Origin of the sequence: Curtobacterium sp. SP.BCp, assembly GCF_051903255.1 — a bacterium.
Classification (GTDB): Bacteria; Actinomycetota; Actinomycetes; order Actinomycetales; family Microbacteriaceae; genus Curtobacterium.
Genome location: NZ_CP194338.1, coordinates 2,733,906 through 2,756,050, shown reverse-complemented (window position 1 = coordinate 2,756,050; position 22,145 = coordinate 2,733,906). Strand labels below are relative to the sequence as shown.

The window sequence follows — 22,145 nt, the reverse complement described above, 5'->3', positions numbered from 1 at the left end:
CTCTTCGCGCCGCGCTCTTCGCGCCGGTCAGTCCAGCGACCGGCGGAGCCAGCGCTCCACGCCCTCGACGTGGGCCACGACGAGCGACTGCACGAGCTGCGGGTCGCGCCGGCGGATCGCGTCGACGATCGCGGCGTGCTCGTCGAGGGTGCGCTGCACGGACCCGTTCTGGGTGAGGCCACGCCACACCCGCACCCGGACGGTCTTGCTCGACAGGGCGTCGAGCAGCCCGGAGAGGTACTGGTTCCCCCCGATCGTGGCGATCGTGGAGTGGAACAGGAGGTCGTGCGCGACGAGGTCCTCGACCCCGGTGCTGTCGTCGACCGCCACCATGAGCGTCGCGAGCTCGTCGATCTGCTGCTCGGACGCCCGGGCGGTGGCGAGCACCGCGGACGCCGGTTCCAGGATGCGCCGGACCTCGAGCAGGTCGACGAGGGACCGGTCGTGGTGCATGTCGACGACGAACGAGACCGCTTCGAGCAGGACGGTCGGTTCGAGCGAGGTGACGTACGTCCCGTCGCCGCGGCGGACGTCCAGCACCCGGATGAGCTCGAGGGCCTTCACCGCCTCGCGGAGGCTGTTCCGCGAGAGGCCCAGGGATTCGCTGAGTTCCTTCTCGGGAGGGAGGCGCTGGCCCGGTTGGAGCTCGCCGCTCACGATCATCTGCTGGATGCGTGCGATCGCATCGTCGGTCAGCGACGCCACGTCACCACCTCCTGCTCAGCGCGGTCGCGCACGCGACCGGACAGCACGACGATAGCCGCGCCTCCCGGGTCCCTCACGCCGGCCGCAGCCGCAGCGCCTGCATCCCGCCGTCGACGGCCAGGTCGACCCCGGTCGTCGACCGGGCTGCCGGACTCGTCAGGTAGCAGACGGCCTCGGCGACCTCCGCCGCGGCGACCAGACGACCGTGCGGCTGTCGGGCCTCGAGGGCAGCCCGCTCGGCGGCGGGGTCCGGTGCCGACGACAGCAGCCGTCCGACCCACGGGGTGTCGGCCGTCCCGGGGTTCACGGCGTTGACGCGGACGCCCTCGCGCAGGTGGTCGGCGGCCATCGCGCGGGTGAGGGCGGCGACGGCGCCCTTCGTCGCCGAGTAGAGCGCACGCTGCGGCAGGCCGGCCGTCGCGGCGATCGAGCAGGTGTTGACGATGCTCGCGTTGCCGGACGCGCGGAGGTGGGGGAGTGCCGCCCGCGACACCCGCACCGCGCCGAGGACGTTCACCTCGTACACGCGTCGCCACTCGTCGTCGGGGTTGTCCTCGACGGTGCCCTGCGCGCCGATGCCGGCGTTGTTCACGACGACCTCGAGCCCGCCGAGCCGTTCGACCGCGGCGCCGACCGCTGCCCGCACGCTCTCGTCCGAGGACACGTCGCACGCGAACGACAGGTCGGCGTCGTCAGGCCGGAGGTCGAGCACCGCGACGGTCGCACCGCGCTCGCGCAGGGCCTCGGCGATCGCGGCGCCGATGCCCGACGCTCCGCCGGTCACGATCGCCCGGACACCGTCGTGGCTGCCGGCGGTCATGCCGCGCCGACCGTCTGGCGCTGGCTGCCGAGCCCGTCCGCGCTCAGCTCGACGACGTCGCCCGCCCTGAGGTACGGCGCACCGCTGCCGAGGGCGACTCCGGCCGGGGTGCCGGTGTTGATGACGTCGCCGGGGTGGAGCACCATGAACTGCGAGAGGTACCGAACGACCTCGGTCGGGCGGAAGATCATGTCGGCGGTCGTGCCGTCCTGGCGGACCTCGCCGTTGACGGACAGGCGGAGCCCGAGCCGCTCAGGGTCGAGTCCGGCGTCGGCGAACCCGTTCGGGGTGACGAGCCACGGCCCCAGCGGGTTGAACGTCTCGCACGACTTGCCCTTGTCCCACTGCCCGCCGCGCTCGAGCTGGAACTCCCGCTCGGAGACGTCGTGGGCGATCGTGTAGCCCGCGATGCAGGCGGCGGCCTCGTCCTCGGAGGCGCAGTAGCGGGCGGTCCGGCCGATCACGATCGCGAGCTCGACCTCCCAGTCCGTCTTCGTGCTGCCGCGGGGGATGAGGACCTCGTCGTCGGGGCCGATCACCGTCGACGGGTCCTTCATGAACACGATCGGTTCGGTGGGGATGTCGGCGCCCGTCTCGGCCGCGTGGTCGCGGTAGTTCAGCCCGATGCAGACGACCTTGCCCGGGCGGGCGACGGGTGCGCCACGGCGGAGGGCAGCGGCCTCGTCGGCAGGGATCGTCGGGAGGTCGCCGGCGGCCCGTGCGTGCGCGACGAGCTCGTCCGGGCCGGGTTCTGCCGCGAGGAACGCCCCGGTGATGTCCGACGTGAGCGGTCGGAGGTCGATGACGCTGCCGTCAGGGTCGATGACGACCGGGATCTCGGAGCCCGCCGGGCCAAGTCGTGCGAACTGCATCGTTCCTCGCTCTCGTCGAACGGCGCGGCACAGCGCCCGACAGACATCCTATGTCTGGATGCCGCGAGGCGCCAGGTACGTGCGGACCGCCGTGCCCCGGAACACCGCGTCGCGGTCGGCGTCGGACAGATCGGCGAGGGCGTCCTGGGTCGTGCCGAGCACCTCGGCGTAGTCGGTGGCGAGCGTCGACACCGGCCAGTCCGAGCCGAACGCCGACCGGTCGGGTCCGAAGACCTCGACCACCTCACGGGCGTACCGGGCGACCGGACGCTCCCGCCAGTCGGGCCCGGCCTCGGTGAGGAGGCCGGAGACCTTGCACACGACGTTCGGTCGCTCGGCGAGGTCCGCCATCCGCTGCCGCCACCCGTTGTCCCCCGCGGCGATGTCCGGCTTGCCGGCGTGGTCGAGCACGAAGCGCCCCTCCGGGACGGCGTCGACCAGGGCGAGCGCGGCGGGGTGCTCCCGAGCTCGCACCAGCAGGTCGTACGTCAGCCCGGCGGCCGCCACCGCACGGACGCCGCGCACGACGTCCGGACGGGCCAGCCAGTCCGGGTCGGGCTCGTCCTGCGCCTGGTGCCGGATGCCGACCAACGAGGGGGCCGTCGACACCAGCGCACGGGTCGCCGAGCCCGCCGCCTCGCGTGCCGATCCGTCTCCCAGCAGCATCGCGAGCCGGTCGGCCACGTCGGGCGCCGTCAGGTCGACCCAGCCGACGACCCCGACGACCGGTGCGGGCTGGCCGAGGAGCAACGCGGTCTCGTCCTCGTCGTGGACGGCCTGCACCACGATGGTCGCGGTGACGTCCGTGTCGGCCGTCGCCGCGCGGAGGTCGTCCACGTCGAAGCGGCGGTCGATGGCGGCGACCGAGTCGTCCATCCAGGGGTAGGGGCGGTCGGCGGGGTCCCACAGGTGGTGGTGAGCGTCGATGATCACGACACCATCATGGGCCAGATGTCCGATGTCTGTCAGCGCGGGATGGGTGTGAGTCGTTGGAGTTGGGTGACGTGTGCGGGTTCGAGTTCGTCGAGGGTGGTGACGCCGAGGAGGCGCATGGTGCGTTCGATCTGGTCGGTGAGGATCTGGATCATGCGGTCGACTCCGGCTTCGCCGCCGGCCATCAACCCGTAGAGGTAGGCGCGGCCGACCATGGTGAACTTCGCGCCGAGGGCGATGGCGGCGATGATGTCGGCGCCGGACATGATGCCGGTGTCGAGGTGCACTTCGGTGTCCTTCCCGACCTCCTTGACCACCTGGGGCAGGAGGTGGAAGGGCACCGGTGCGCGGTCGAGTTGGCGGCCGCCGTGGTTCGACAGGGTGATGCCGTCGACACCCATGTCGGCCAGGCGACGAGCGTCGGCGAGGGATTGGACGCCCTTGACGACGACCTTGCCCGGCCACTGGTCGCGGATCCACGCGAGGTCCTCGTAGGTGACGGTCGGGTCGAACATGTGGTCCAGCAGCTCTCCGACGGTCCCCGACCACCGATCCAACGACGCGAAGGCGAGGGGTTCGGTGGTGAGGAAGTCGAACCACCACCAGGGCCGGGGGATCGCGTTCACGACCGTCTTCACGCCCAGCTGCGGCGGGATCGAGAACCCGTTGCGCTTGTCCCGCAGCCGCGCTCCGGCGACGGGGACGTCGACGGTGACGAGCAGCGTGTCGAACCCGGCGCGGGCGGCCCGGTCGACCAACGCCATCGACTTGTCGCGGTCTTTCCACATGTAGAGCTGGAACCAGTTCCGCCCGTAGGGGTTGGCGGCCTTGACGTCCTCGATCGCGGTGGTGCCCATCGTCGACAGGGAGAACGGGATGCCCGCACGTCCGGCCGCGCGGGCGCCGGCGCGCTCACCCTCGGTCTGCATCATCCGGGTGAACCCGGTGGGTGCGATCCCGAACGGGAGTGCGACGTCGGCGCCGAGCACGGAACGTGACGTGGTGACGGACGACACGTCGCGGAGGATGGCCGGGGTGAACTCGATGTCCTCGAACGCCTGCCGAGCACGCGCCAACGAGATCTCGGCTTCGGCGGCGCCCTCGGTGTAGTCGAACGCGGCCTTCGGGGTGCGTCGAGCGGCGATGCTGCGGAGGTCCCAGATCGTCAACGCCTGCTCGAGCCGCTGCCGCCGCCCCGGCAGTGCCGGCTTCCGGAACTGCAGCAACGGCGCCAGGTCCCGCACCTTCGGGATCCGCCGTGCGACGCGGGTCCGTGCCGAGGACGCCGGACCGGTGGACGCCGCGGGTGCTCCCGTGGCGGGGTCGACGCGGTGGTGGTCGTCGGTGGTGGTCATGCGTGGCTCCTGACGGTGGTGCGGTGGGGTCGGGCGTCCGAGCCCGGAGCGGGGGAGTAGCGGATGGGTTCGACGGTCCGGGCGACGACGTCGCGGAGTGCCTCCAACGATGCACCCCCGAGCCCCGCGAGGCCGAGACTGCGCGCCTGGACGAGCACGTTGCCGAGCGCGGTCGCCTCGACGGGGCCGGCGAGGACGGGCAGTCCGGTCCGGTCGGCGGTGAGCTGGCAGAGGAGACGGTTCTGCGACCCGCCGCCGACGACGTGCACGGCGCGGACGTCCTTGCCGGTGACCTCGACGATGGTCCGCAGCGTCGACGCGTACGCAGCCGCAAGGGACTCGAGGATGGACCGCACGAACTCGGCCCGGGTGGCCGGAGCCGAGAGTCCGTGCAGCGAGCACCAAGCGGCGATGCGGGCGGGCATGTCGCCCGGCGCGGTGAACGACTCGTCCGCGACGTCGAAGACGGGGACCGGTGCGGTGACCTCCGCGGCGGAGGCGAGCAGTGCCTCCAGGTCGACGGCGGAGCCGTCCTGCTCCCACGTGCGGACGCTCTCGGAGAGCAGCCACAGGCCGGAGACGTTCTTGAGGAAGCGCACGCGGCCGTCCACGCCGCCCTCGTTCGTGCAGTTCGCCGCGCGTGCCGCGTCCGTCAGGACGGGGGTTTCGAGCTCGACCCCGACGAGCGACCACGTGCCGGAGGAGATGTACGCGAAGTCCGCCTCCGTCGCGGGGACCGCGACGACTGCCGACGCCGTGTCGTGCGACCCGACGAGCGTGACGGGCACGCCGCCACCGAGGGACGGCAGGAGGGTGCCGAGTCGGTCTCCCGGGTCGCGGAGTGCGGGCAGCAGGTCGGCCGGGAGGCCCGTGGCGGCGACCAGGGTCGAGTCCCATCCCCGCGTGGTCGCGTCGAGCAACCCCGTGGTCGACGCGTTCGTGCGCTCGGCGGCCTCGACGCCGGTCAGCCAGTAGCCGAGGAGGTCGGGCACGAGGAGGGCCCGGTCCGCCAGCACGGCGTCAGGGTCGGCGGCGAGCTGGAAGACGGTGTTGAACGGCAGGTGCTGGAGACCGTTGCGCCGGTACAGCTCGTCGGCGGTCACGCGGGCGTGGACGGTGTCGACGCCGTGCTCGTGCCGGGCGTCCCGGTAGTGGGCGGGCAGGCCGAGCAGGCGTCCCTCGCGGAGGAGCCCGTAGTCCACTGCCCACGAGTCGATGCCGATGCTCGCGAGGTCGGTGTGCTCGGCGCGGGCCCGGCGGAGTCCGGCCACGACCTCCCGGTACAGCTCGACGACGTCCCAGTGCAGGGTGTCGCGGCCGTGCTCGTGCAGGGCGACCGGGCCGTTCGGGAAGCGGGCGACGTGGTCCGTCCGCACGCCGTCCCGGTCCACGTGGCCGATGATGACCCGCCCGCTCGTCGCGCCGAGGTCGACCGCGGCGACGCTGCCGCTGTTCGTCACGGCGTGCCCTACCGCAGGAACGCCGCGGCCACGCCGGCGTCGACGGGGACGTGCAGCCCGGTGGTGTGCGAGAAGTCGGACGTGCAGATGGCGTACACGGCGTTCGCGACGTTCTCGGGGACGACCTCGCGCTTGAGGATGGTGCGCTGGGCGTAGAACTTCCCGAGGTCCTGCTCGTCGATGCCGTACGTCTTGGCCCGGTTCGCTCCCCACCCCGAGGCGAAGATGCCCGATCCGCGGACGACGCCGTCGGGGTTGATGCCGTTGACGCGGATGCCGTGCTCGCCGAGCTCGGCCGCGAGCAGCCGGACCTGGTGTGCCTGGTCGGCCTTGGTGGCGGAGTAGGCGATGTTGTTCGGGCCGGCGAAGACGGAGTTCTTGCTCGAGATGTACACGATGTCGCCGCCGAGGCCCTGCTCGATGAGGACCTTCGCCGCGGCCTTCGACACGAGGAACGACCCCTTGGCCATGACGTTGTGCTGCAGGTCCCAGTCCTGCTCGGTGGTCTCGAGCAGACTCTTCGACAGGGAGAGTCCGGCGTTGTTGACGACGAGGTCGAGGCCGCCGAAGTGCAGCAACGTCGCCTGGATCGCCTGGTCGACGGCGTCAGCGCTCGTGACGTTCGCGACGACGCCGACGGCCTGGTCCCGGCCGCCGATCTCGGCCGCTGCTTCCTCCGCCTTGCCGAGGTCGAGGTCGGCGATGACGACGGCGGCACCCTCGGCAGCGAGGCGCTTCGCGATCGCCTTGCCGATGCCGGACGCGGCTCCGGTCACGAGTGCGATGCGCGTCGCGAGCGGCTTCGGCGCGGGCATCCGCTGGAGCTTGGCTTCCTCGAGCGCCCAGTACTCGATGCGGAACTTCTCGGCCTCGTCGATGGGGGCGTAGGTGCTCAGGGCCTCGGCGCCGCGCATGACGTTGATCGCGTTGACGTAGAACTCGCCCGCGACCCGTGCGGTCTGCGCGTCCTTGCCGTAGGAGAACATGCCGACGCCCGGCACGAGCACGATGAGCGGGTCGGCGCCGCGGATGGCCGGGCTCTCCGGGGTGGCGTGGCGGTCGTAGTACGCCTGGTAGTCCTGGCGGTACTGCTCGTGCAGTTCGTGCAGGCGGGCGGTCTGCTCCTCGATGCTCGCCGTGGCGGGCAGGTCGAGGAGGAGCGGCTTGACCTTCGTTCGGAGGAAGTGGTCCGGGCAGCTCGTGCCGAGGGCCGCCAGCTGGGGTGCCTTCTCGCTCGCGAGGAAGTCGAGGACGACGTCGGTGTCGGTGAAGCTGCCGACGACCGGCTTGTCGTGCCCGGCGATGCCGCGGATCGTCGGTGCGAGGGCAGCCGCCAGTGCACGCCGCTCGGGCTCGGGCAGCGCCTCGTACCCGGGTCGGAGGGTGCCGAACGGCTGGTCCTGCCCGTGCTCGCGGATGTACTGCTCGGCGGTGTCGATGATCCACCGCGAGTTCGCTTCGGTCTCCTTCGACGACGAACCCCAGGCGGTGATGCCGTGGCCGCCGAGGACCGTGCCGATCGCCTCGGGGTGCTGGTCCTTGATCGCGGCGATGTCGAGGCCGAGCTGGAAGCCCGGACGGCGCCACGGCACCCACACGACCTTGTCGCCGAAGATCCGCTCGGTAAGCTCCGGGCCGTCGGCGGCGGTCGCGATCGCGATGCCGGCGTCCGGGTGCAGGTGGTCGACGTGTGTGGCGTCGACGAGGGCGTGCATCGCGGTGTCGATCGACGGTGCGGCACCGCCCTTGCCGAACAGGGTGTGGTCGAACGCGGCGACCATCTCGTCCTCACGCTCGACGCCCGGGTAGACGTTCTGCAACGCCCGGACCCGGTCGACCCGGAGGACGGCCAGCCCAGACGGCGTGAGGGTGCCGAGGTCGCCCCCGGAGCCCTTCACCCACAGCAGCTCCACTGGTTCGCCCGTCACCGGGTCGGTCGCGGTGCCCTTCGCGGACGTGTTGCCGCCCGCGTAGTTCGTGATCCGCGGGTCGGAGCCGAGCGCGTTCGAGCGCGCGATCAGGGAGGCGACCACCTGGTCGCCGGTCGTCTGCGTTGCGGTGTCCACCCGTGCCTCCAGGCTGGTGTCGGTCATGATCAGTCGCGTTCCTTCGTCGTCCTGGCGCCGCTCAGGCGCCCCAGCCGGCCTGGACGCCGCCGACGCGGTCCTCGGCGATCCGCTGCTGGTAGCCGGAGTCGAGGTAGGCGCGCATGGGGTCCGCGGGGAGCCCCCGCGACTCGCGCCAGGCGGCGAGGTCGGCGCGGACGTCGGTCTGGAACGCGTCCATGAAGACCTCGTTCGCGCCGAGGACGTCGTGCGCCTCCTGGGCCGCGGTGAGCGCGACGCGGTCGAGGAGCAGCGCGCGGGCGGTCATCTCCTGCACGTTGAGGACGGAGCGGATCTGCCCGGGGATCTTGTCCTCGACGTTGTGGCACTGGTCGAGCATGAACGCGACGTCCGGGTTGTCGTACCCGCCCCCGCGGACGACCTCGACGAGGATGCGGAACAGCTGGAACGGGTCCGCCGCGCCCACGATGAGGTCGTCGTCGGCGTAGAAGCGCGAGTTGAAGTCGAAGCTGCCGAGCTTCCCGAGCCGGAGCAGCTGCATCACGATGAACTCGATGTTCGTCCCGGGAGCGTGGTGCCCGGTGTCGAGGCACACCATCGCCTTGTCGCCGAGCGCCGCGGTCTGCACGTAACTCGTGCCCCAGTCCGGGACGTCCGTGTGGTAGAACGACGGCTCGAAGAACTTGTACTCGAGCACGAGCCGCTGGTCGTCGCCGAGCCGGTCGTAGATCGTCGACAGGGACTCGTGCAGGCGGTCCTGGCGTTCGCGCATGTCGGCCTGGCCCGGGTAGTTCGACCCCTCGGCGAGCCAGATCTTCAGGTCGCGGCTGCCGGTGGCGTCCATCACGTCGATGCACCGGAAGTGGTGGTCGATCGCCTTCTGCCGGACGCTCGCGTCGGTGTGGGTCAGTGCGCCGAACTTGTAGTCGTCGTCCTGGAACGTGTTCGAGTTGATCGTGCCGAGGCGGACCCCGTGCTCCTCGGCGTGCCGCTTCAGGTCGGCGAAGTCGTCCACGAGGTCCCACGGGATGTGCAGCGCGACCGTCGGCGCGAGCCCCGTGTACCGGTGCACCTGCGCGGCGTCGGCGATCTTCTCGTACGGGTCGCGCGGGGTGCCCGGCGTCGAGAACACCTTGAAGCGGGTGCCGGAGTTGCCGAACGCCCAGCTCGGGAGCTCGATCTGCTGCCGGGCGAGCTGGTCGCCGATGCCGGCGAAGGTCGGGGTGGATGTCATCGTGCACTTCCTCGTGACTGATTGAATCGTTTCATACCGTACGCGCTGCGGGTGCGGTGTGCAACCGGGCGGCAGTGGTCGGGCTGGCCGGGCTGGTCGGGCTGGTCGGGCTGGCCGGGCTGGCCGGGCTGGCCGGGCTGGCCGAACCAGGTTCCGGACACAGCACTGCGGAACAGCACGGTGCCGTGTCCGGAACCTGGTTCCGCCGGTGGGGAGCCGACGGGCTGGCTCGGCGGTCAGCCTGCGGGCACCGCCGCCGCCGCGGGCGCCCGGAACTCGTGCTCGCCGCCGCCGACGCGCTGCTCCTCCAGCCCCGGCAGGCGCACCACCGCCGAGACCCCTTCGGGCACGGTCACCTGCACCGCGAGCTCGCCGTCGACGAGGTCCCACCGCACCGCGATCCGTCCGTGGACGCTCTCGAGCGAGGTCGACGCCCACGTCAGGCCGCCGCCCGGCTGCGGAGCGACCAGCACCTCGGCGTAGCCCGGCGCCAGCGCCGACAGACCCCCGACCACCCGGTGCATCCAGTCCGCCACCGCACCGAGGGCGTAGTGGTTGAACGAGGTCATCTGCCCCGGGTTGATGGTGCCGTCCGGCAGCATCGAGTCCCACCGCTCCCACACCGTGGTCGCGCCCATCGTGACCGGGTAGAGCCACGACGGGCACTCGGTCTGCAGCAGCAGTCGGTAGGCGTCCTCGACGTGGCCGGTCCGCGTGAGCGCGTCGGTGATGAAGGGCGTGCCCGCGAACCCGGTCGAGATCCGGTACCCGGCGGCGGCCGTGAGCTCGGCGAGCCGGTCGCCCGCCGCGGCCTCGTCCGCCTCGGCCAGCAGCCCGAAGACGATCGCGAGCGCGTAGACGGTGGTGCAGTCGCTGCGGATCCTCCCGTCCGCCACGTAGTGCTCCCGGAACGCGGCCTGGAGGCCCGTGGCGAGTTCCCGGAACTCGGCCGACTCCGCCTCGTGGCCGAGCAGCGTCGCCACCTCGGCCCCGATGCTCGCCGAACGGAACGCGCACGCGGTCGCAACGACGCCGGGGTCGGCCTTCGCCGCGGCGGCGTCCTCCGGCGGGGCGTCCGGGTCGAGCCAGTCGCCGAACTGGAACACCGTGTCCCAGAGCCCCTCGGGGGAGAGCAAGCTGCGGACTCGGCGGAGGTGCGCGGCGATCGAGTCGAACTGCTCCGCGAGCACCGCGGTGTCACCGTAGGCCTGGTACAGCGTCCACGGCACCCAGACCCCCGCGTCCGACCAGAGTGCGGTGGCGTTCGGCTTCCCGAAGTCCTCGGCGGGCGAGTACTTCAGCACGTCCGGCACGACGAACGGGATCACCCCGTCCGCGTGCTGCTGCTCGAGCCACACGTCCCGCAGCCAGTCGCCGAGGAACGCGCTCGTGTCGAACAGGTACGAGGCCGTCGGCGCGAACGCTGCGATGTCGCCCGTCCAGCCGAGCCGCTCGTCGCGCTGCGGGCAGTCGGTCGGGACGCTCAGGAAGTTGCCCTGCATACCCCGCACGACGTTCTCGTGGAAGGTGTTCAGCAGGTCGTGGCTCGACGCGAAGGTGCCGGTGCGGGGGAGGTCGGAGCCGACCTGCACCGCGGTGAGCGACGCGCGGAGGTCGTCGAGCGTGCCCGGCCATCCGTCGACCTGCGCGTACCGGAACCCGTGGAACGTGAACCGGGGCTCGAAGCGGTCCGGGGCGTCCGGGCCGCTGCCGCTCAGGGTGAAGTGGTCGGTCGCCAAAGCGGTGCGGAGCGGGCGGGTGCCGAGCTCGTCGTGCTCGAGGACCTCGGCGTGCCGGAGGGTCAGGACCGTCCCCGCCTTGCCGCTCGCCGTCACCCGGATCCAGCCGACGAGGTTCACGCCGAAGTCGACCAGGGTGGCTCCCGACGGGCTCGTCCAGACCGCGACGGGTGCGATCTCGGCGAGGGGCCGGACGGGCGGCACGGTGTCGGCGACGAGCTCGCGGTCGCCGAGGTCCACCGTGTGGACGGTGCTCGTCCGGCCCTCGTGTCCCTCGACGCTCGGGACCGTCACGTCGCCCGGCGTGAGGAAGGACCCGTCGCGCAGGCGGGCGTCGATGTCCTGGCCGTCGTAGAGCTGGTCGGCGGTGATCGCGCTCGACAGGGCCTGCCAGTCGGTGTCCGTCGTGATCCGCTGCTCGTGGCCGTCCGTGAACGTGATGCGGAGCTCGGCGGACCCGGCGACCTCGTCGGCGTACCAGCCCCCACCCCCGCCCCAGGCGAGACGGCCGGCGGCCCAGCCCTTCCCGAGCACGAGTGCGAGCACCGCCGCGTCGCCGGACCCGGCCTCGGCGAGGTGTCCGGTGACGTCGTGGGACACGACCCGGACGCGCCACTCGTAGCTCGTCCACCCCGGCTCGAGGACGTGGTCGGAGACCCGCTGGCCACCGAGCCACGCCTCGACGACGCCGAGGGCGCTGACGTCGAGGGTCGCGCCGATGACGGCGCCGTGGCCGTCGTCGAGGGTGAACTCCCGGCGCAGGATCGGTGCGCTCCCGAGGTCGGCGTCGCTCGCGATGAACGGTGCGGTCCAGGTGGTCATGAGATGAGTCCTTTCACGCGACCGGTCGTCGTCGACCGGTGCGGGGTCGTGGGAGCTGGTGCCCGCCGCGGTGGGCGGCGTGGCGGAGGCAGGTCGTGCCTCCAGGCCGGGTGGGCGTCAGCCCTTGACGGCGCCGCTGGTCATGCCGGCGACGATCTGACGGTTGAAGAAGACGTAGAGGATCAGCGGGGGGATCGTGATGAGCAGGACGTCGGTGAAGAGCAGGTTGAGCTGGCTGACGGACTGGCTCTGGAACGAGTAGAGCGTCTGCTGCACCGTGGCGTTCTCGGAACCGGGCAGGAAGTACAGCGGGTTCGTGAAGTCGTTGAACACCGTGACCGACTGCACCAGCACCACCGTGATGATCACGGGCTTGAGCAGGGGCAGGACCACCCCGAAGAACAGGCGGATCGGTCCGGCGCCGTCGAGGACCGCGGCCTCGTCGAGCTCCTTCGGGATCGTGGCGACGAACGCCCGGAACAGCAGGATGCAGAACGACAGTCCGAAGGTGGCCTCGATGAGGATCATGCCGCCCATCGTCTTGAAGAGGTTGAGGCCCTGGAGCACCCAGATCGTCGGCACGATCGCGGGCGGGACGATGAGGCCGGCGAGCACGAAGAAGTTGATCACGCCGTTCCACCGGCTCGGGCGGCGTTGGAGCGTGTACCCGACCATGGCAGAGAACACGACCATGATGAGCACGCTGCCCACGGTCAGGACGGCGCTGTTCAGGAACGCCCGGAGGATGCCGCCGTCGCCGGTCCCGAGCACGGTCGCCAGGTTCTGCCAGAGCTGGAACTGTGTCGGGAGCGTGAAGCCGAGCTGGTTCGCCTCCGCCGGGGACTTCATCGCCTGGAGCAGGATGAAGGCGAACGGCACGAGGAAGACGACGAAGCTGACGACGATCGCGATGCTGCCGACGGTCCATCGTCGGACGGTGTCGCGCCTCGGACCGCGTCGGGGCCCCGCCACGCTGGCCCGTCCTCGTCCGGTGCGGCCCGCGGTGGCTGCGCGGTCGAGTGCTGGTGCGGTCACAGTTCCGCCTCCTTGCGGTTGATGAGCCACGAGATGGGCACCATGATCGCGGTGACGACGACGAAGAGCACGACGTTGCCGGCGGTCGAGAGCCCGTAGAAGCCCGCCTGGTACTGCTTGTAGATCACGCTCGCGATGACGTCGCTCGTGAACCCGGGACCACCGCCGGTCATCGCCCAGATCAGGTCGAACGACCGCAGCCCGCCGATGAGCGACAGGATGATGACCGTCCCCATCGCCGGGCGCGAGAGCGGCAGCGTGATGTTGCGGAAGATCGTCCAGGAGCTCGCCCCGTCGACGCGGGCGGCCTCGAAGTACTCCTGCGGGATCGCGACGATCCCGGCGATGAAGATCAGGGTCGCGATGCCGACGCCCTTCCAGATGTCCACCGCGGCGACGCTCCAGAGGGCGAGCGCCGGGTCGGTCAGCCAGCCGGGGGTCGGCAGGCCGAGCGAGCCGAGGGCGCCGTTGATGATCCCGTGGAAGGGGTCCATCAGCGCCTTGAAGGTGATGCCGATGCCGATGGTCGACACGAGCACCGGGAAGAACACCACCGCCCGCAGGTAGCCCCGCCCGAGCACCGGGCTCGTGAGGAGCAGGGCGAGGGCGAGTCCGAGGACCACCTTCGCCGCGCTCGTCACGAACCCGTACTCGAACGTGTGCACGAACCCGGAGACGAGCTGCGGGTCCTGGAAGAACCGGACGAAGTTGTCGAAGCCGATGAAGGTCTGGTCGAACAGCGTCCAGCGGGTGAGCGAGAAGTAGAACCCCGCGAAGGTCGGGACCGCGAAGAACACCACGTACAGGGCGATCGCCGGGATGAAGAACCACGCCGGGTAGAACGAGCGCATCCGCTTCCGTGCGGGGCCCGGTCCGGCCTTCGTCGTCTGCGGCGGGGCCACCGCCGTCGTGAGCGTCGCGGTCACCGACCTCACCAGCCCTTGATGCCGAGCTGCTGGGCCTGCTGCACGACGTCCTGGTCGTACTGCTTCGCACCCACGGCGGCGGAGGAGATGCCGGAGCCGACCTGCACGCAGATCTTCTCGAGGTTCGGGCCCTTGATCGGGGAGAGGAACTCGAGAGCCGGGGATGCCTTGCCGTCGTCGAGGTACTTCTGCAGGTCACCGATCATCGGCGGGACACTGTCCGGCAGCGTGCACGTGGAGATCACGTAGGGGCCGCCCGGGGTCCCGGTGTCGTTCTGCACCCCGCAGCCCTCGGACGAGTTCGCGAACGCGATGAACTTCTTCGCGGCGGCGAGCTTGTCACCCGTGCTCGTCTTCGGGATGTACAGGCCGTTCGGCTCCCAGATGGTCAGGCGGGTGTCCGCGGCGTCCTGGGCCGGCAGGGCGAAGGCACCGATGTCGTCCACCGCGTCCGGGTTGTCCTGCTGGATCGTCGCGATGGCGTTCGTCAGCATCGGGTACTGCGCCCCGGTGCCCTCGGCGAGCATCTTCAGCCCGTTCGCCTGCGTCGCCGAGGCGTAGTCCTCGTTGTAGAGACCCTTCTCCTGCGCGTCGGCGAGGTGCTGGAACCCGGCGAGCGCGGGCTGCTTCGCGTACGACTCCTTGTTGGCCGTGTACCGGGAAGCCCAGTTCGACTGCTGCGCGCTGATGTTCGCGAAGTCGCCGAGGACGAAGAGCTGGCTCGTCCAGGTGTCGCCGTAGGTCTGGATGATCGGAGCGACGTCGCCGGCGTCCTTGATCTTCTCGCTGTTGCTGATGAACTCGTCCCAGGTGGTCGGGACGCTCAGGCCGAGCTTCTCGTAGACCTTCTTGTTGTACATCACGCCACCGCCGAAGCTCGTGCCGAACGGTGCGCCGTACATGCCCTCGTCGGTGCTGACGACCTTCGTGAACTGCGGGTCGACGTCCTTCGCCCAGGACTGGTCGGACAGGTCCACGAGCGTGTTGTCCGGGTTGAGGGCCTGCATGAGCGAGCCGGAGTTGTAGTTGAACACGTCGGCCATCTCGCCCGTGGAGAGCTGCGTCTTCACGAGGTTGTCGCCGTCGGTGCCCTGTGGGCGGGTGTCGAACTTCACCGTGATGTCCGGGTTGGCCTTCTCGAACGCGGCGATGAGCGGCTTGGCGGTGGCTGCGGTGGCGGGCGAGTTGTCCGCCTGGTACGTGATCTGCACCTTGCCGCCGGTGTCGGCCGACCCGCCGGACGAACAGGCTGCGAGGCTGCCGACCAGTGCCGCAGCGCCGCCGATGGCGATCAACCTGGTGGCCAGTCGGCGCGTGGAGCGTGCTGACATTCCTTACCTCCTCGTAAGGCCCGGGGCTGGGGAACCCGGGTGGAGCGGTTCCGGAGACCGCGTCGGTGCGGGTCCGGGTACTGCGGGTTGAAGCGTTTCAATCGGAATGGAACCACGAGGATTGAAGCGTGTCAATCGCCGCGTCGAATTCGTTACGGAAGTCGTCGCGGCGGCCCGTGCGGTCGCGGCGGCGCGTCCTGCGTAGGCGAGGCTCGGGGCGGCGCGCACGAGACTCGGTCCGTGCAGGCGAGACTCGGGGTGACCGACCGAACTCGGGCTCCAACGCACGAGAGTCGTCGCACTGCACGAGACTCGGACTGGGGCGCGCGAGACTCGGTGCCACGTGCACGAGACTCGGAGCCGCGCGCACGAGCTCCGCCCGCCGCGCCCGCGCCAGCTCCCGTCAGGCCTCGGTCCGCCGCGGGTCGCTCGGCCGCGTCGCCGCCTGCACCCCGGCAGCGCGCGCCCGTCCGAGCGTGCTCTCCCGCGCCACGAGCTCGCTCCCGAGGACCACCGTCCGGTGCACGTGCGACGGGCCCTCCGCGAGTTCGGCGAGCAGGAGGGCGATCGCCTCGGCCCCCATCTCCTCGCCGTGCTGCGTGACCGAGGTCAGGGGGACCGCGCCGCCCCATGCGATGGAGTTGTGGTCGCAGCCGGACACCGGGATGTCCTCGGGCACGCGGATCCCCGCCGCTCGGAGCTCGGTGACCACCGCCATCGCGAGCAGGTCGGTCACGCCGAGCACCCCGTCCGGACGGTCCGCGGGCGCCATCGCCGCGATCCGGACTCCGGCGTCGGTGCCCCCGGGTGGGTCGATGTCCCCGGCGTCGACGTCGACGAGTTCCACGCCGGGGTGCTCGGCGATCGCGCGGAGGAGCCCCGCTCGTCGTCGGGCGACGGGCTGCAGGTCCGGACGAGCACTGACGAACCCGATGCGTCGGCACCCCTGCTCGATGAGGTGTGTCGTCGCGACGTAGCCGGCCTGCTCGTTGTCGACGATCACCGAGCACGCGTCGACGTCGTCGGGTTCGTAGTTGACGTACACGACGGGGAGTCCGTGCTTCCGGACGGTCTCGACCTGCTCGCGGGAGGTCGTCATCGAGGCGAGCAGGATGCCCGACACCCGCGTGCTCTCCATGAAGGCGAGGTGCTCGGCCTGCGCCCCGAGGTCGTTGTCGCTGTTCGTGACGAGGAGCGTGTTGCCCTCGGCCCGCGCCGCGGTCTGTGCGCCGCTCACCATGTCGGTGAACAGCGAGTTCCGGAGCGAGGTCACCACCAGTCCGATCGACCGGGTCCGTCCCGACACGAGTGCGCGCGCGTTCCGGTTCGGCGTGTAGCCGAGGGCGGCGATGGCGTCACGGACCCTCGCGGCGGTCCCCTCCGCGACGCGCTCCGGGTGGTTGAGGACGTTCGACACCGTCGCGAGCGAGACCCCGGCGCGGGCCGCGACGTGGTGCACGCTCGGGGGCGCGTCGCGCCTCGGGATGTGCACCATGGTCTGATCGTAGGCGGCGGGCGGCACCACCCGCGGCCGGAGGCCCGTGGCGGCCCCGCACCGCGCCTCCCGTCCGGTGGTGGGCGGCACCACCCGCGGCCGGGAGGCCCGTGGCGGCCCCGCACCGCGCCTCCCGTCCGGTGGTGGGCGGCACCACCCGCGGCCGGAGGCCCGTGGCGGCCCCGCACCGCGCCTCCCGTCCAGTGGCGGGCGGCACCGCGGATCGACTCAGCCCTCGGCGACCGTGGACTGCCGGACCACGAGTTCCGGGGTGAACTCCACGTGCTCGAGGTCGATGCCCTGCCCGTGCTCGACCTGGGCGACCAGCAGCTCGATCGCCCGCCGGCCGAGGTCCTGTGCGGGCTGCCGGACCGAGGTCAGCGGGACGACCGCGGCCTCGGCGAAGGCGATGTCGTCGTAGCCGACGATGGCGATCGCCTCCGGGACGGCGACCGATCCACGCATGATGAACGCCTGCTCGAGCCCGACGGCGAGCAGGTCGTTCGCGGCGAACACGGCGTCCGGCCGCTCGCTCGGCGGACGGGCCTGGAGCTCCTCGCCGGCACGGCGCCCTTCGAGGACCGAGAGCGAGCGCGTCGGGACGACCTCGAGTGAGACGCCGGCGGCCTCGGCCGCGGCGGTCGCCCCTGCGAGCCGGTCGGCCACCTGCCGGATGCTCGTGGGGCCACCGACGAACGCGATCCGTCGGCGGCCGATCGCGGCGAGGTGCTCGACGGCGATGCGGCCGCCGGCGACGTCGTCGACCGACACGGACGCGAAGTGCTCGTCGTCGGCGCGGCGGTCGACGAGGACCACCGCCGTGCCCTGGTCCCGGAGTCGCTCGAGCCGTGAGAGGTCGTTGCCGGCGGGGGAGACGAGCAGGCCGGCGACCCGGCGTTCCTCGAAGAGGTCGACGTAGGTGTGCTCGCGCTCGGCGGACTCGTCCGAGTTCCCGATGAGGACCGCGAGTCCCTGCGCCATGGCGGCGTCCTCGGCGCCGCGTGCGACGTCGGTGAAGAACGGGTTGCCCCCGTCGAGCACGATGAGGCCGACGGTGGAGCTGCGACCGGCCCGGAGCTGGCGGGCCGAGTCGTTGCGCACGAAGCCGAGGGAGGCGATCGCGGACTGCACGCGCTCGACCGTCGCAGGGGCGACCTTGTCCGGCCGGTTGAGGACGTTCGAGACGGTGCCGAGGGACACACCGGCGAGCGCTGCCACGTCCCGCACGCTGACCGCCATGGGGCCATCCTGGCATCCGCCCGGTGGTTCCGGGCGCGCGGGACGCTGTGTCTGCGAGGATCGCTGCCGCGGTGCAGCCCCGACGATGCCCGTCGTCGTGGTGCTTGCCGAACGCCGCGGTACCGCGTATCGTCCTCGCAGCACCACCGTTGAAACGATTCATCGACGAACACGCGAACGGAGGACCAATGGCGGTCCGCATTGGAGCCCGCAACACCACGGGCTGGAAGGCGACGATCTCGGTCGCCATGTCGAACTACATCGAGTCGGGGTCGATCATCGCGATCGCCACGAGCCTCAGCCTCTGGCAGGCGCAGTTCCACATCGGGGACCTGCAGGTCGGCCTGCTCGCGAGCCTGTCCGCCAACGCGTTCGGTGCCGCGGCCGGCGCGATCATCGGCGGCCCCTTGTGCGACCGCTACGGCCGCAAGTTCATCTACACCTACGACCTGCTGCTCTACATGCTCGGCATCCTCCTCGCGGTGTTCGCCGGCAGCTACGGGATGCTCCTCGTCGGTTTCATCCTCACCGGCATCGCGGTGGGCGCCGGCGTCCCCGCGAGCTGGACCTACATCGCGGAGCAGGCGCCCGCCGACAAGCGGGCCGCGCACGTCGGCACCGCGCAGCTCGCGTGGTCGATCGGCCCGATGGTCGGGTTCGCCCTGGCGATCGCCGCCGCCCCGCTCGGCCTGCTCGGCAGCCGGCTCATCTTCGCGCACCTGTTCGTCGTCGCCGCGGTCGTGTGGTGGCTCCGCCGCGGCCTGCCCGAGTCCACGATCTGGAAGGACGAGCGCGCCGCCACCGGCAGCGCGAACTTCTTCCACGGCATCACGCAGCTGTTCAGCAAGCGTGTGAACCTCACCGCGATGCTGTTCCTGTTCGGCGTCTACGCGCTGTGGAACACCGTCGCGGGTCAGGCCGGCATCTTCCAGCCGCGCGTCTACTCGGCCACCGGCGTCACGAGCGTGCCCGAGCAGTACGGGCTCCAGGTCCTCGTGTGGGCGTGCACGGTCGCGGCGACGTACTTCGGCTTCATGCGCTTCGCCGACCGGGTGAGCCGCCGTGTGCTCTTCGCCGTCGGGGCCGTGCTCGCCATCGTCGCGTGGGCGGTCCTCATCTACGCACCGGCGAACCTCGGCACGCTGCTGTTCTTCGCGATCGCGTGGGGTGTGTCGTCCGGCATCGGCGCGCAGGCGTTCTACGGCCTCTGGACGAGCGAGCTCTTCGCCACGCGGTACCGCGCCAGCGCCCAGGGCGTGCTCTTCCTCGCCGCGCGGGTCATGGTCGGTCTGTTGAGCATCTGGTTCCCGCTGCTGCTGTCCGACATCGGGCTCCGCGGCCTCGGCGGGCTCATCCTCGGCCTCCTCGCGCTGTCGTTCCTCGTCGGCACGATCTGGGCACCGCGGACCCAGGGCCGATCGCTCGAGTCCATCGAGGCCGAGCGGTACGGCACCGTGACGAGCGTGACGGGGACGACCCGGACCGTCGACGAGCACGCGGAGCGTCAGCAGACGCTGCGCGCCGCGCCCGGCGAGCGGACGCCTCGGTGAGCGACGTCGACCAGCGTGGTGCGCGCCTCCCGTCCGGACCGCCTGGAGGCCCGGATCACGTGACCCGCGTCTGCTTCCGTCTCCAGGTGGCCGCGGAGCACCTCGACGCCTACCGGGAACGCCACGCGGCGGTCTGGCCGGCGATGCTGCGGACGATCGCCGCCGCGGGGCGGCGGAACTACTCGCTGTTCCTCGACGACGATGGCCTGCTCATCGGGTACTACGAGACGGACTCGGTCGCCGACGCGGACGCGGCCCTCGCCGCGTCCGAGGTCGCGGCGACGTGGGAGGCGCACATGCAGGACCTCTTCGACGGCGCGACCGGGCGGGCCGACCAGACCGCCCGGGTCCTGCCCGAGGTCTTCAACCTCGAGGACCAGCTCGCGGCCGCCGCTGTCGGAACGGAACGCTGACACCGGACGCTGACGTGCGGCACAGCGGGGTGATCGCCGCGCCGACTAGCGTGACCGCCATGCAGCCGCTCGCTCCCGGATCGCTCCGCATCCTCCACCTGTCCGATACCCACCTCACCGGCGACGGCGCCCTGCACCAGGGGTCGACCGACACGGCGGCCGCACTCGACGCGGTGCTCTCCTCGGCGGAGCGGATCCCGGACGTGGGGCTCGTGGTGGTGTCCGGCGACGTGTCCGAGGACGGCTCGCCCGGGTCGTACACGGTCCTTCGGGAGCGGGTCGGCGCGTGGGCGGAGCGGCACGGAGCGGCACTCGTCGCGGTCCCCGGCAACCACGACCAGCGCGAGGGCTTCCGGCAGGTGCTCGCGAACGGGCACGTGCTCGGCGAGGGCGGCCGGCCGCTCGTGCACACCCTCGAGTACCTGCCGCCGACGGTGCCGGTGGCCGGGCAGTCGGTCGTCGCCGGACGCCGGATCGTCACGGTCGACACGAGCGTCCCCGGCGCCGGCTACGGGATGGTCGCGGACGAGGCGCTCGACCGCCTCCGCACCACACTGTCCGCGCCGTCGGACGTCGGCACGGTGGTCGTCCTGCACCACTCGCCGCTGCCCGCTCCGACCGCGCTCCACGCCGCACTGCAGCTCCGGAACGCCGACGCCCTCGCCGAGGTGGTCCGCGGGACGGACGTCCGACTGGTCCTCGGTGGCCACTACCACCACCACGCCGCCGGGACGTGGACCGGGGTCCCGGTGCTCGTCGCGCCGGGGGTCGCGAACGACACCGACGTCGTCGGCGCGTACGACGAGGAGTCGGCGCACATCGACGCGGGCTACCTCGTGGTCGACGTCGCGGCGGACGGCTCGGTGTGGTCCACGCCCGTGCGGGTGCCGCGGCCCGACGCCGACCCGCTCGCGTTCCACCACGACGCCGACACCGTACGGGCGATCATCGCGGCGGCGGGCTGAGACGCGCCCGGTGTCCGCGAAGTCCCCCGGACGTGCGGACACCGCTCGGCCCGCACGAGTAGACGAGAGGCAGATCGTCTTCGAAGGAGCGCGCCATGCGACACGGCAACGCAGTGCAGTACGACCGCTACGGCGGGTTCGACGTGGTCCAGGTCGTCCAGCAGGAGCGACCGGAGCCCGGACCCGGTGAGATCGTCGTCGAGGTGGTGGCCGCCGGCCTGAACCACATCGAGCGCTTCCTCCGCGAAGGGAAGCTGCAGGACCACGTCGAGCTCACCTTCCCCGCGCACCAGGGCGTCGACTTCGCCGGCATCGTGCGCGCCCGAGGCGAGGGCGTGAAGGACCTCCGTGTCGGCGACGAGGTCATGGGGCACCACCCCCAGGGCGGGACGCACGCGAACTGGGTGCGGGTGCCGCGCGCCGCCGTCATCAAGAAGCCGGAGCACGTCGGATGGGAGGTCGCCGGCGGGCTCTACCTCGCCGGGTGCACCGCGATCGACGTCGTCCGGAAGCTCCGGCTCGGCAAGGACGACACCGTCGTCATCACCGCCGCGGCGGGCGGGGTCGGGCACATCGAGTGCCAGCTCGCGCACGACGCCGGCGCCACCGTGATCGCCCTCGGGAGCCCCCGCAACCACGACTACCTCCGCCAGATCGGCACGCTGCCCGTGGCCTACGGCGAGGGCGAAGAGGCCCGCATCCGCGAGGCAGCCGACGGCCGCACGATCACGGCGTTCATCGACAACCACGGAGAGTCGGACGCCGAGTCCCTGGCCTCACGGCTCGGCATCCCGGACGGGCGCTTCGTCTCGTCCGAGGAGCGGCGCGACATCGAGGTGCGGTTCCTCCGCGCCCCCGCCGACGACCAGGAAGCCACCGAGTCGCTCCAGTTGCTCGCGAAGGCCGTGCAGGACCGCCGCGTGCAGGTGCTCATCTCGGGCTTCTACCCGTTCGAGTACATCGTGGACGCGTACGAGGACCTCGCCGAGATGCACTCTCGCGGCAAGGTCGTCATCGGCATGCAGACGGTGGAGACCGGGGCACGGCTCGACTGGTACCGCTCGGAGAAGGCCCGTGACCTCCGGGACCGCTACGCCGACGAGCGCGGCGCGAAGACGGAGAGCATGGCCGGGGGGACGGCGAACCCGAGCTAGCTCGATCGCGGGCGTGCTCGGACGCGGGCGC

18 protein-coding genes are annotated in these 22,145 nt (G+C 71.5%); 4 read left to right on the top strand and 14 right to left on the bottom strand.

Features of this window, described 5'->3' with window-relative positions; genetic code table 11:
* Positions 1-27: 27 nt before the first annotated feature.
* From ACRQ4C_RS13030 to ACRQ4C_RS12965, 14 genes are all read right to left on the bottom strand, one after another.
* On the bottom strand, positions 28-705 hold the full coding sequence (locus ACRQ4C_RS13030) for a FadR/GntR family transcriptional regulator (RefSeq protein ID WP_290131067.1): 678 nt from the start codon (positions 703-705) through the stop codon (positions 28-30).
* A gap of 73 nt (positions 706-778) precedes the next feature.
* Positions 779-1,525: an SDR family NAD(P)-dependent oxidoreductase gene (locus tag ACRQ4C_RS13025; protein WP_439688917.1), complete on the bottom strand. Its 747-nt coding sequence runs from the start codon at positions 1,523-1,525 to the stop codon at positions 779-781.
* Positions 1,522-2,397, bottom strand: coding sequence for a fumarylacetoacetate hydrolase family protein (locus ACRQ4C_RS13020; protein ID WP_439688916.1), 876 nt, complete (start codon positions 2,395-2,397; stop codon positions 1,522-1,524). Before ACRQ4C_RS13020 ends, ACRQ4C_RS13025 begins: the two co-directional genes overlap by 4 nt.
* Positions 2,398-2,445: 48 nt before the next feature.
* The gene (locus tag ACRQ4C_RS13015) at positions 2,446-3,330 is read right to left on the bottom strand and encodes an amidohydrolase family protein (protein ID WP_439688915.1); all 885 of its coding nucleotides are present in this window, start codon (positions 3,328-3,330) and stop codon (positions 2,446-2,448) included.
* Between the two features lie 32 nt (positions 3,331-3,362).
* A complete protein-coding gene (locus tag ACRQ4C_RS13010) occupies positions 3,363-4,685 on the bottom strand; it encodes an alpha-hydroxy acid oxidase (protein WP_439688914.1) in 1,323 nt (440 codons plus the stop codon).
* Positions 4,682-6,145, bottom strand: coding sequence for a rhamnulokinase (locus tag ACRQ4C_RS13005; protein ID WP_439688913.1), 1,464 nt, complete (start codon positions 6,143-6,145; stop codon positions 4,682-4,684). Before ACRQ4C_RS13005 ends, ACRQ4C_RS13010 begins: the two co-directional genes overlap by 4 nt.
* A gap of 8 nt (positions 6,146-6,153) precedes the next feature.
* The gene (locus ACRQ4C_RS13000; protein WP_439688912.1) at positions 6,154-8,238 is read right to left on the bottom strand and encodes a bifunctional aldolase/short-chain dehydrogenase; all 2,085 of its coding nucleotides are present in this window, start codon (positions 8,236-8,238) and stop codon (positions 6,154-6,156) included.
* A gap of 34 nt (positions 8,239-8,272) precedes the next feature.
* The gene (rhaI, locus tag ACRQ4C_RS12995) at positions 8,273-9,445 is read right to left on the bottom strand and encodes an L-rhamnose isomerase (protein WP_439688911.1); all 1,173 of its coding nucleotides are present in this window, start codon (positions 9,443-9,445) and stop codon (positions 8,273-8,275) included.
* Positions 9,446-9,681: 236 nt separating this feature from the next.
* Positions 9,682-12,006 carry a family 78 glycoside hydrolase catalytic domain gene (locus ACRQ4C_RS12990; protein WP_439688910.1) on the bottom strand — a complete coding sequence of 775 codons (2,325 nt, stop codon included), beginning with the start codon at positions 12,004-12,006 and terminating at the stop codon, positions 9,682-9,684.
* Between the two features lie 117 nt (positions 12,007-12,123).
* The gene (locus ACRQ4C_RS12985) at positions 12,124-12,978 is read right to left on the bottom strand and encodes a carbohydrate ABC transporter permease (protein ID WP_439690906.1); all 855 of its coding nucleotides are present in this window, start codon (positions 12,976-12,978) and stop codon (positions 12,124-12,126) included.
* Positions 12,979-13,037: 59 nt separating this feature from the next.
* Positions 13,038-13,892, bottom strand: coding sequence for a carbohydrate ABC transporter permease (locus tag ACRQ4C_RS12980; RefSeq protein WP_290134204.1), 855 nt, complete (start codon positions 13,890-13,892; stop codon positions 13,038-13,040).
* An 80-nt stretch (positions 13,893-13,972) separates the two neighbouring features.
* Positions 13,973-15,298: an ABC transporter substrate-binding protein gene (locus ACRQ4C_RS12975; protein ID WP_439688909.1), complete on the bottom strand. Its 1,326-nt coding sequence runs from the start codon at positions 15,296-15,298 to the stop codon at positions 13,973-13,975.
* Positions 15,299-15,701: 403 nt separating this feature from the next.
* On the bottom strand, positions 15,702-16,793 hold the full coding sequence (locus ACRQ4C_RS12970; protein WP_439688908.1) for a LacI family DNA-binding transcriptional regulator: 1,092 nt from the start codon (positions 16,791-16,793) through the stop codon (positions 15,702-15,704).
* A gap of 228 nt (positions 16,794-17,021) precedes the next feature.
* Positions 17,022-18,032 carry a LacI family DNA-binding transcriptional regulator gene (locus tag ACRQ4C_RS12965; RefSeq protein WP_290131078.1) on the bottom strand — a complete coding sequence of 337 codons (1,011 nt, stop codon included), beginning with the start codon at positions 18,030-18,032 and terminating at the stop codon, positions 17,022-17,024.
* Between the two features lie 188 nt (positions 18,033-18,220).
* Here ACRQ4C_RS12965 and ACRQ4C_RS12960 point away from each other — a divergent pair, with 188 nt between their 5' ends.
* The 4 genes from ACRQ4C_RS12960 to ACRQ4C_RS12945 all read left to right on the top strand — a co-directional run bounded on the left by ACRQ4C_RS12960 (position 18,221) and on the right by ACRQ4C_RS12945 (position 22,114).
* Complete coding sequence (locus ACRQ4C_RS12960) at positions 18,221-19,582, top strand: MFS transporter (RefSeq protein ID WP_439688907.1); 1,362 nt, start codon at positions 18,221-18,223, stop codon at positions 19,580-19,582.
* 59 nt (positions 19,583-19,641) lie between these two features.
* Positions 19,642-19,995, top strand: coding sequence for an L-rhamnose mutarotase (locus ACRQ4C_RS12955; protein WP_290131080.1), 354 nt, complete (start codon positions 19,642-19,644; stop codon positions 19,993-19,995).
* Between the two features lie 59 nt (positions 19,996-20,054).
* Complete coding sequence (locus ACRQ4C_RS12950; RefSeq protein WP_439688906.1) at positions 20,055-20,960, top strand: metallophosphoesterase; 906 nt, start codon at positions 20,055-20,057, stop codon at positions 20,958-20,960.
* A gap of 95 nt (positions 20,961-21,055) precedes the next feature.
* Positions 21,056-22,114 carry an NADP-dependent oxidoreductase gene (locus ACRQ4C_RS12945; RefSeq protein WP_439688905.1) on the top strand — a complete coding sequence of 353 codons (1,059 nt, stop codon included), beginning with the start codon at positions 21,056-21,058 and terminating at the stop codon, positions 22,112-22,114.
* The last annotated feature ends 31 nt before the right edge of the window (positions 22,115-22,145 follow it).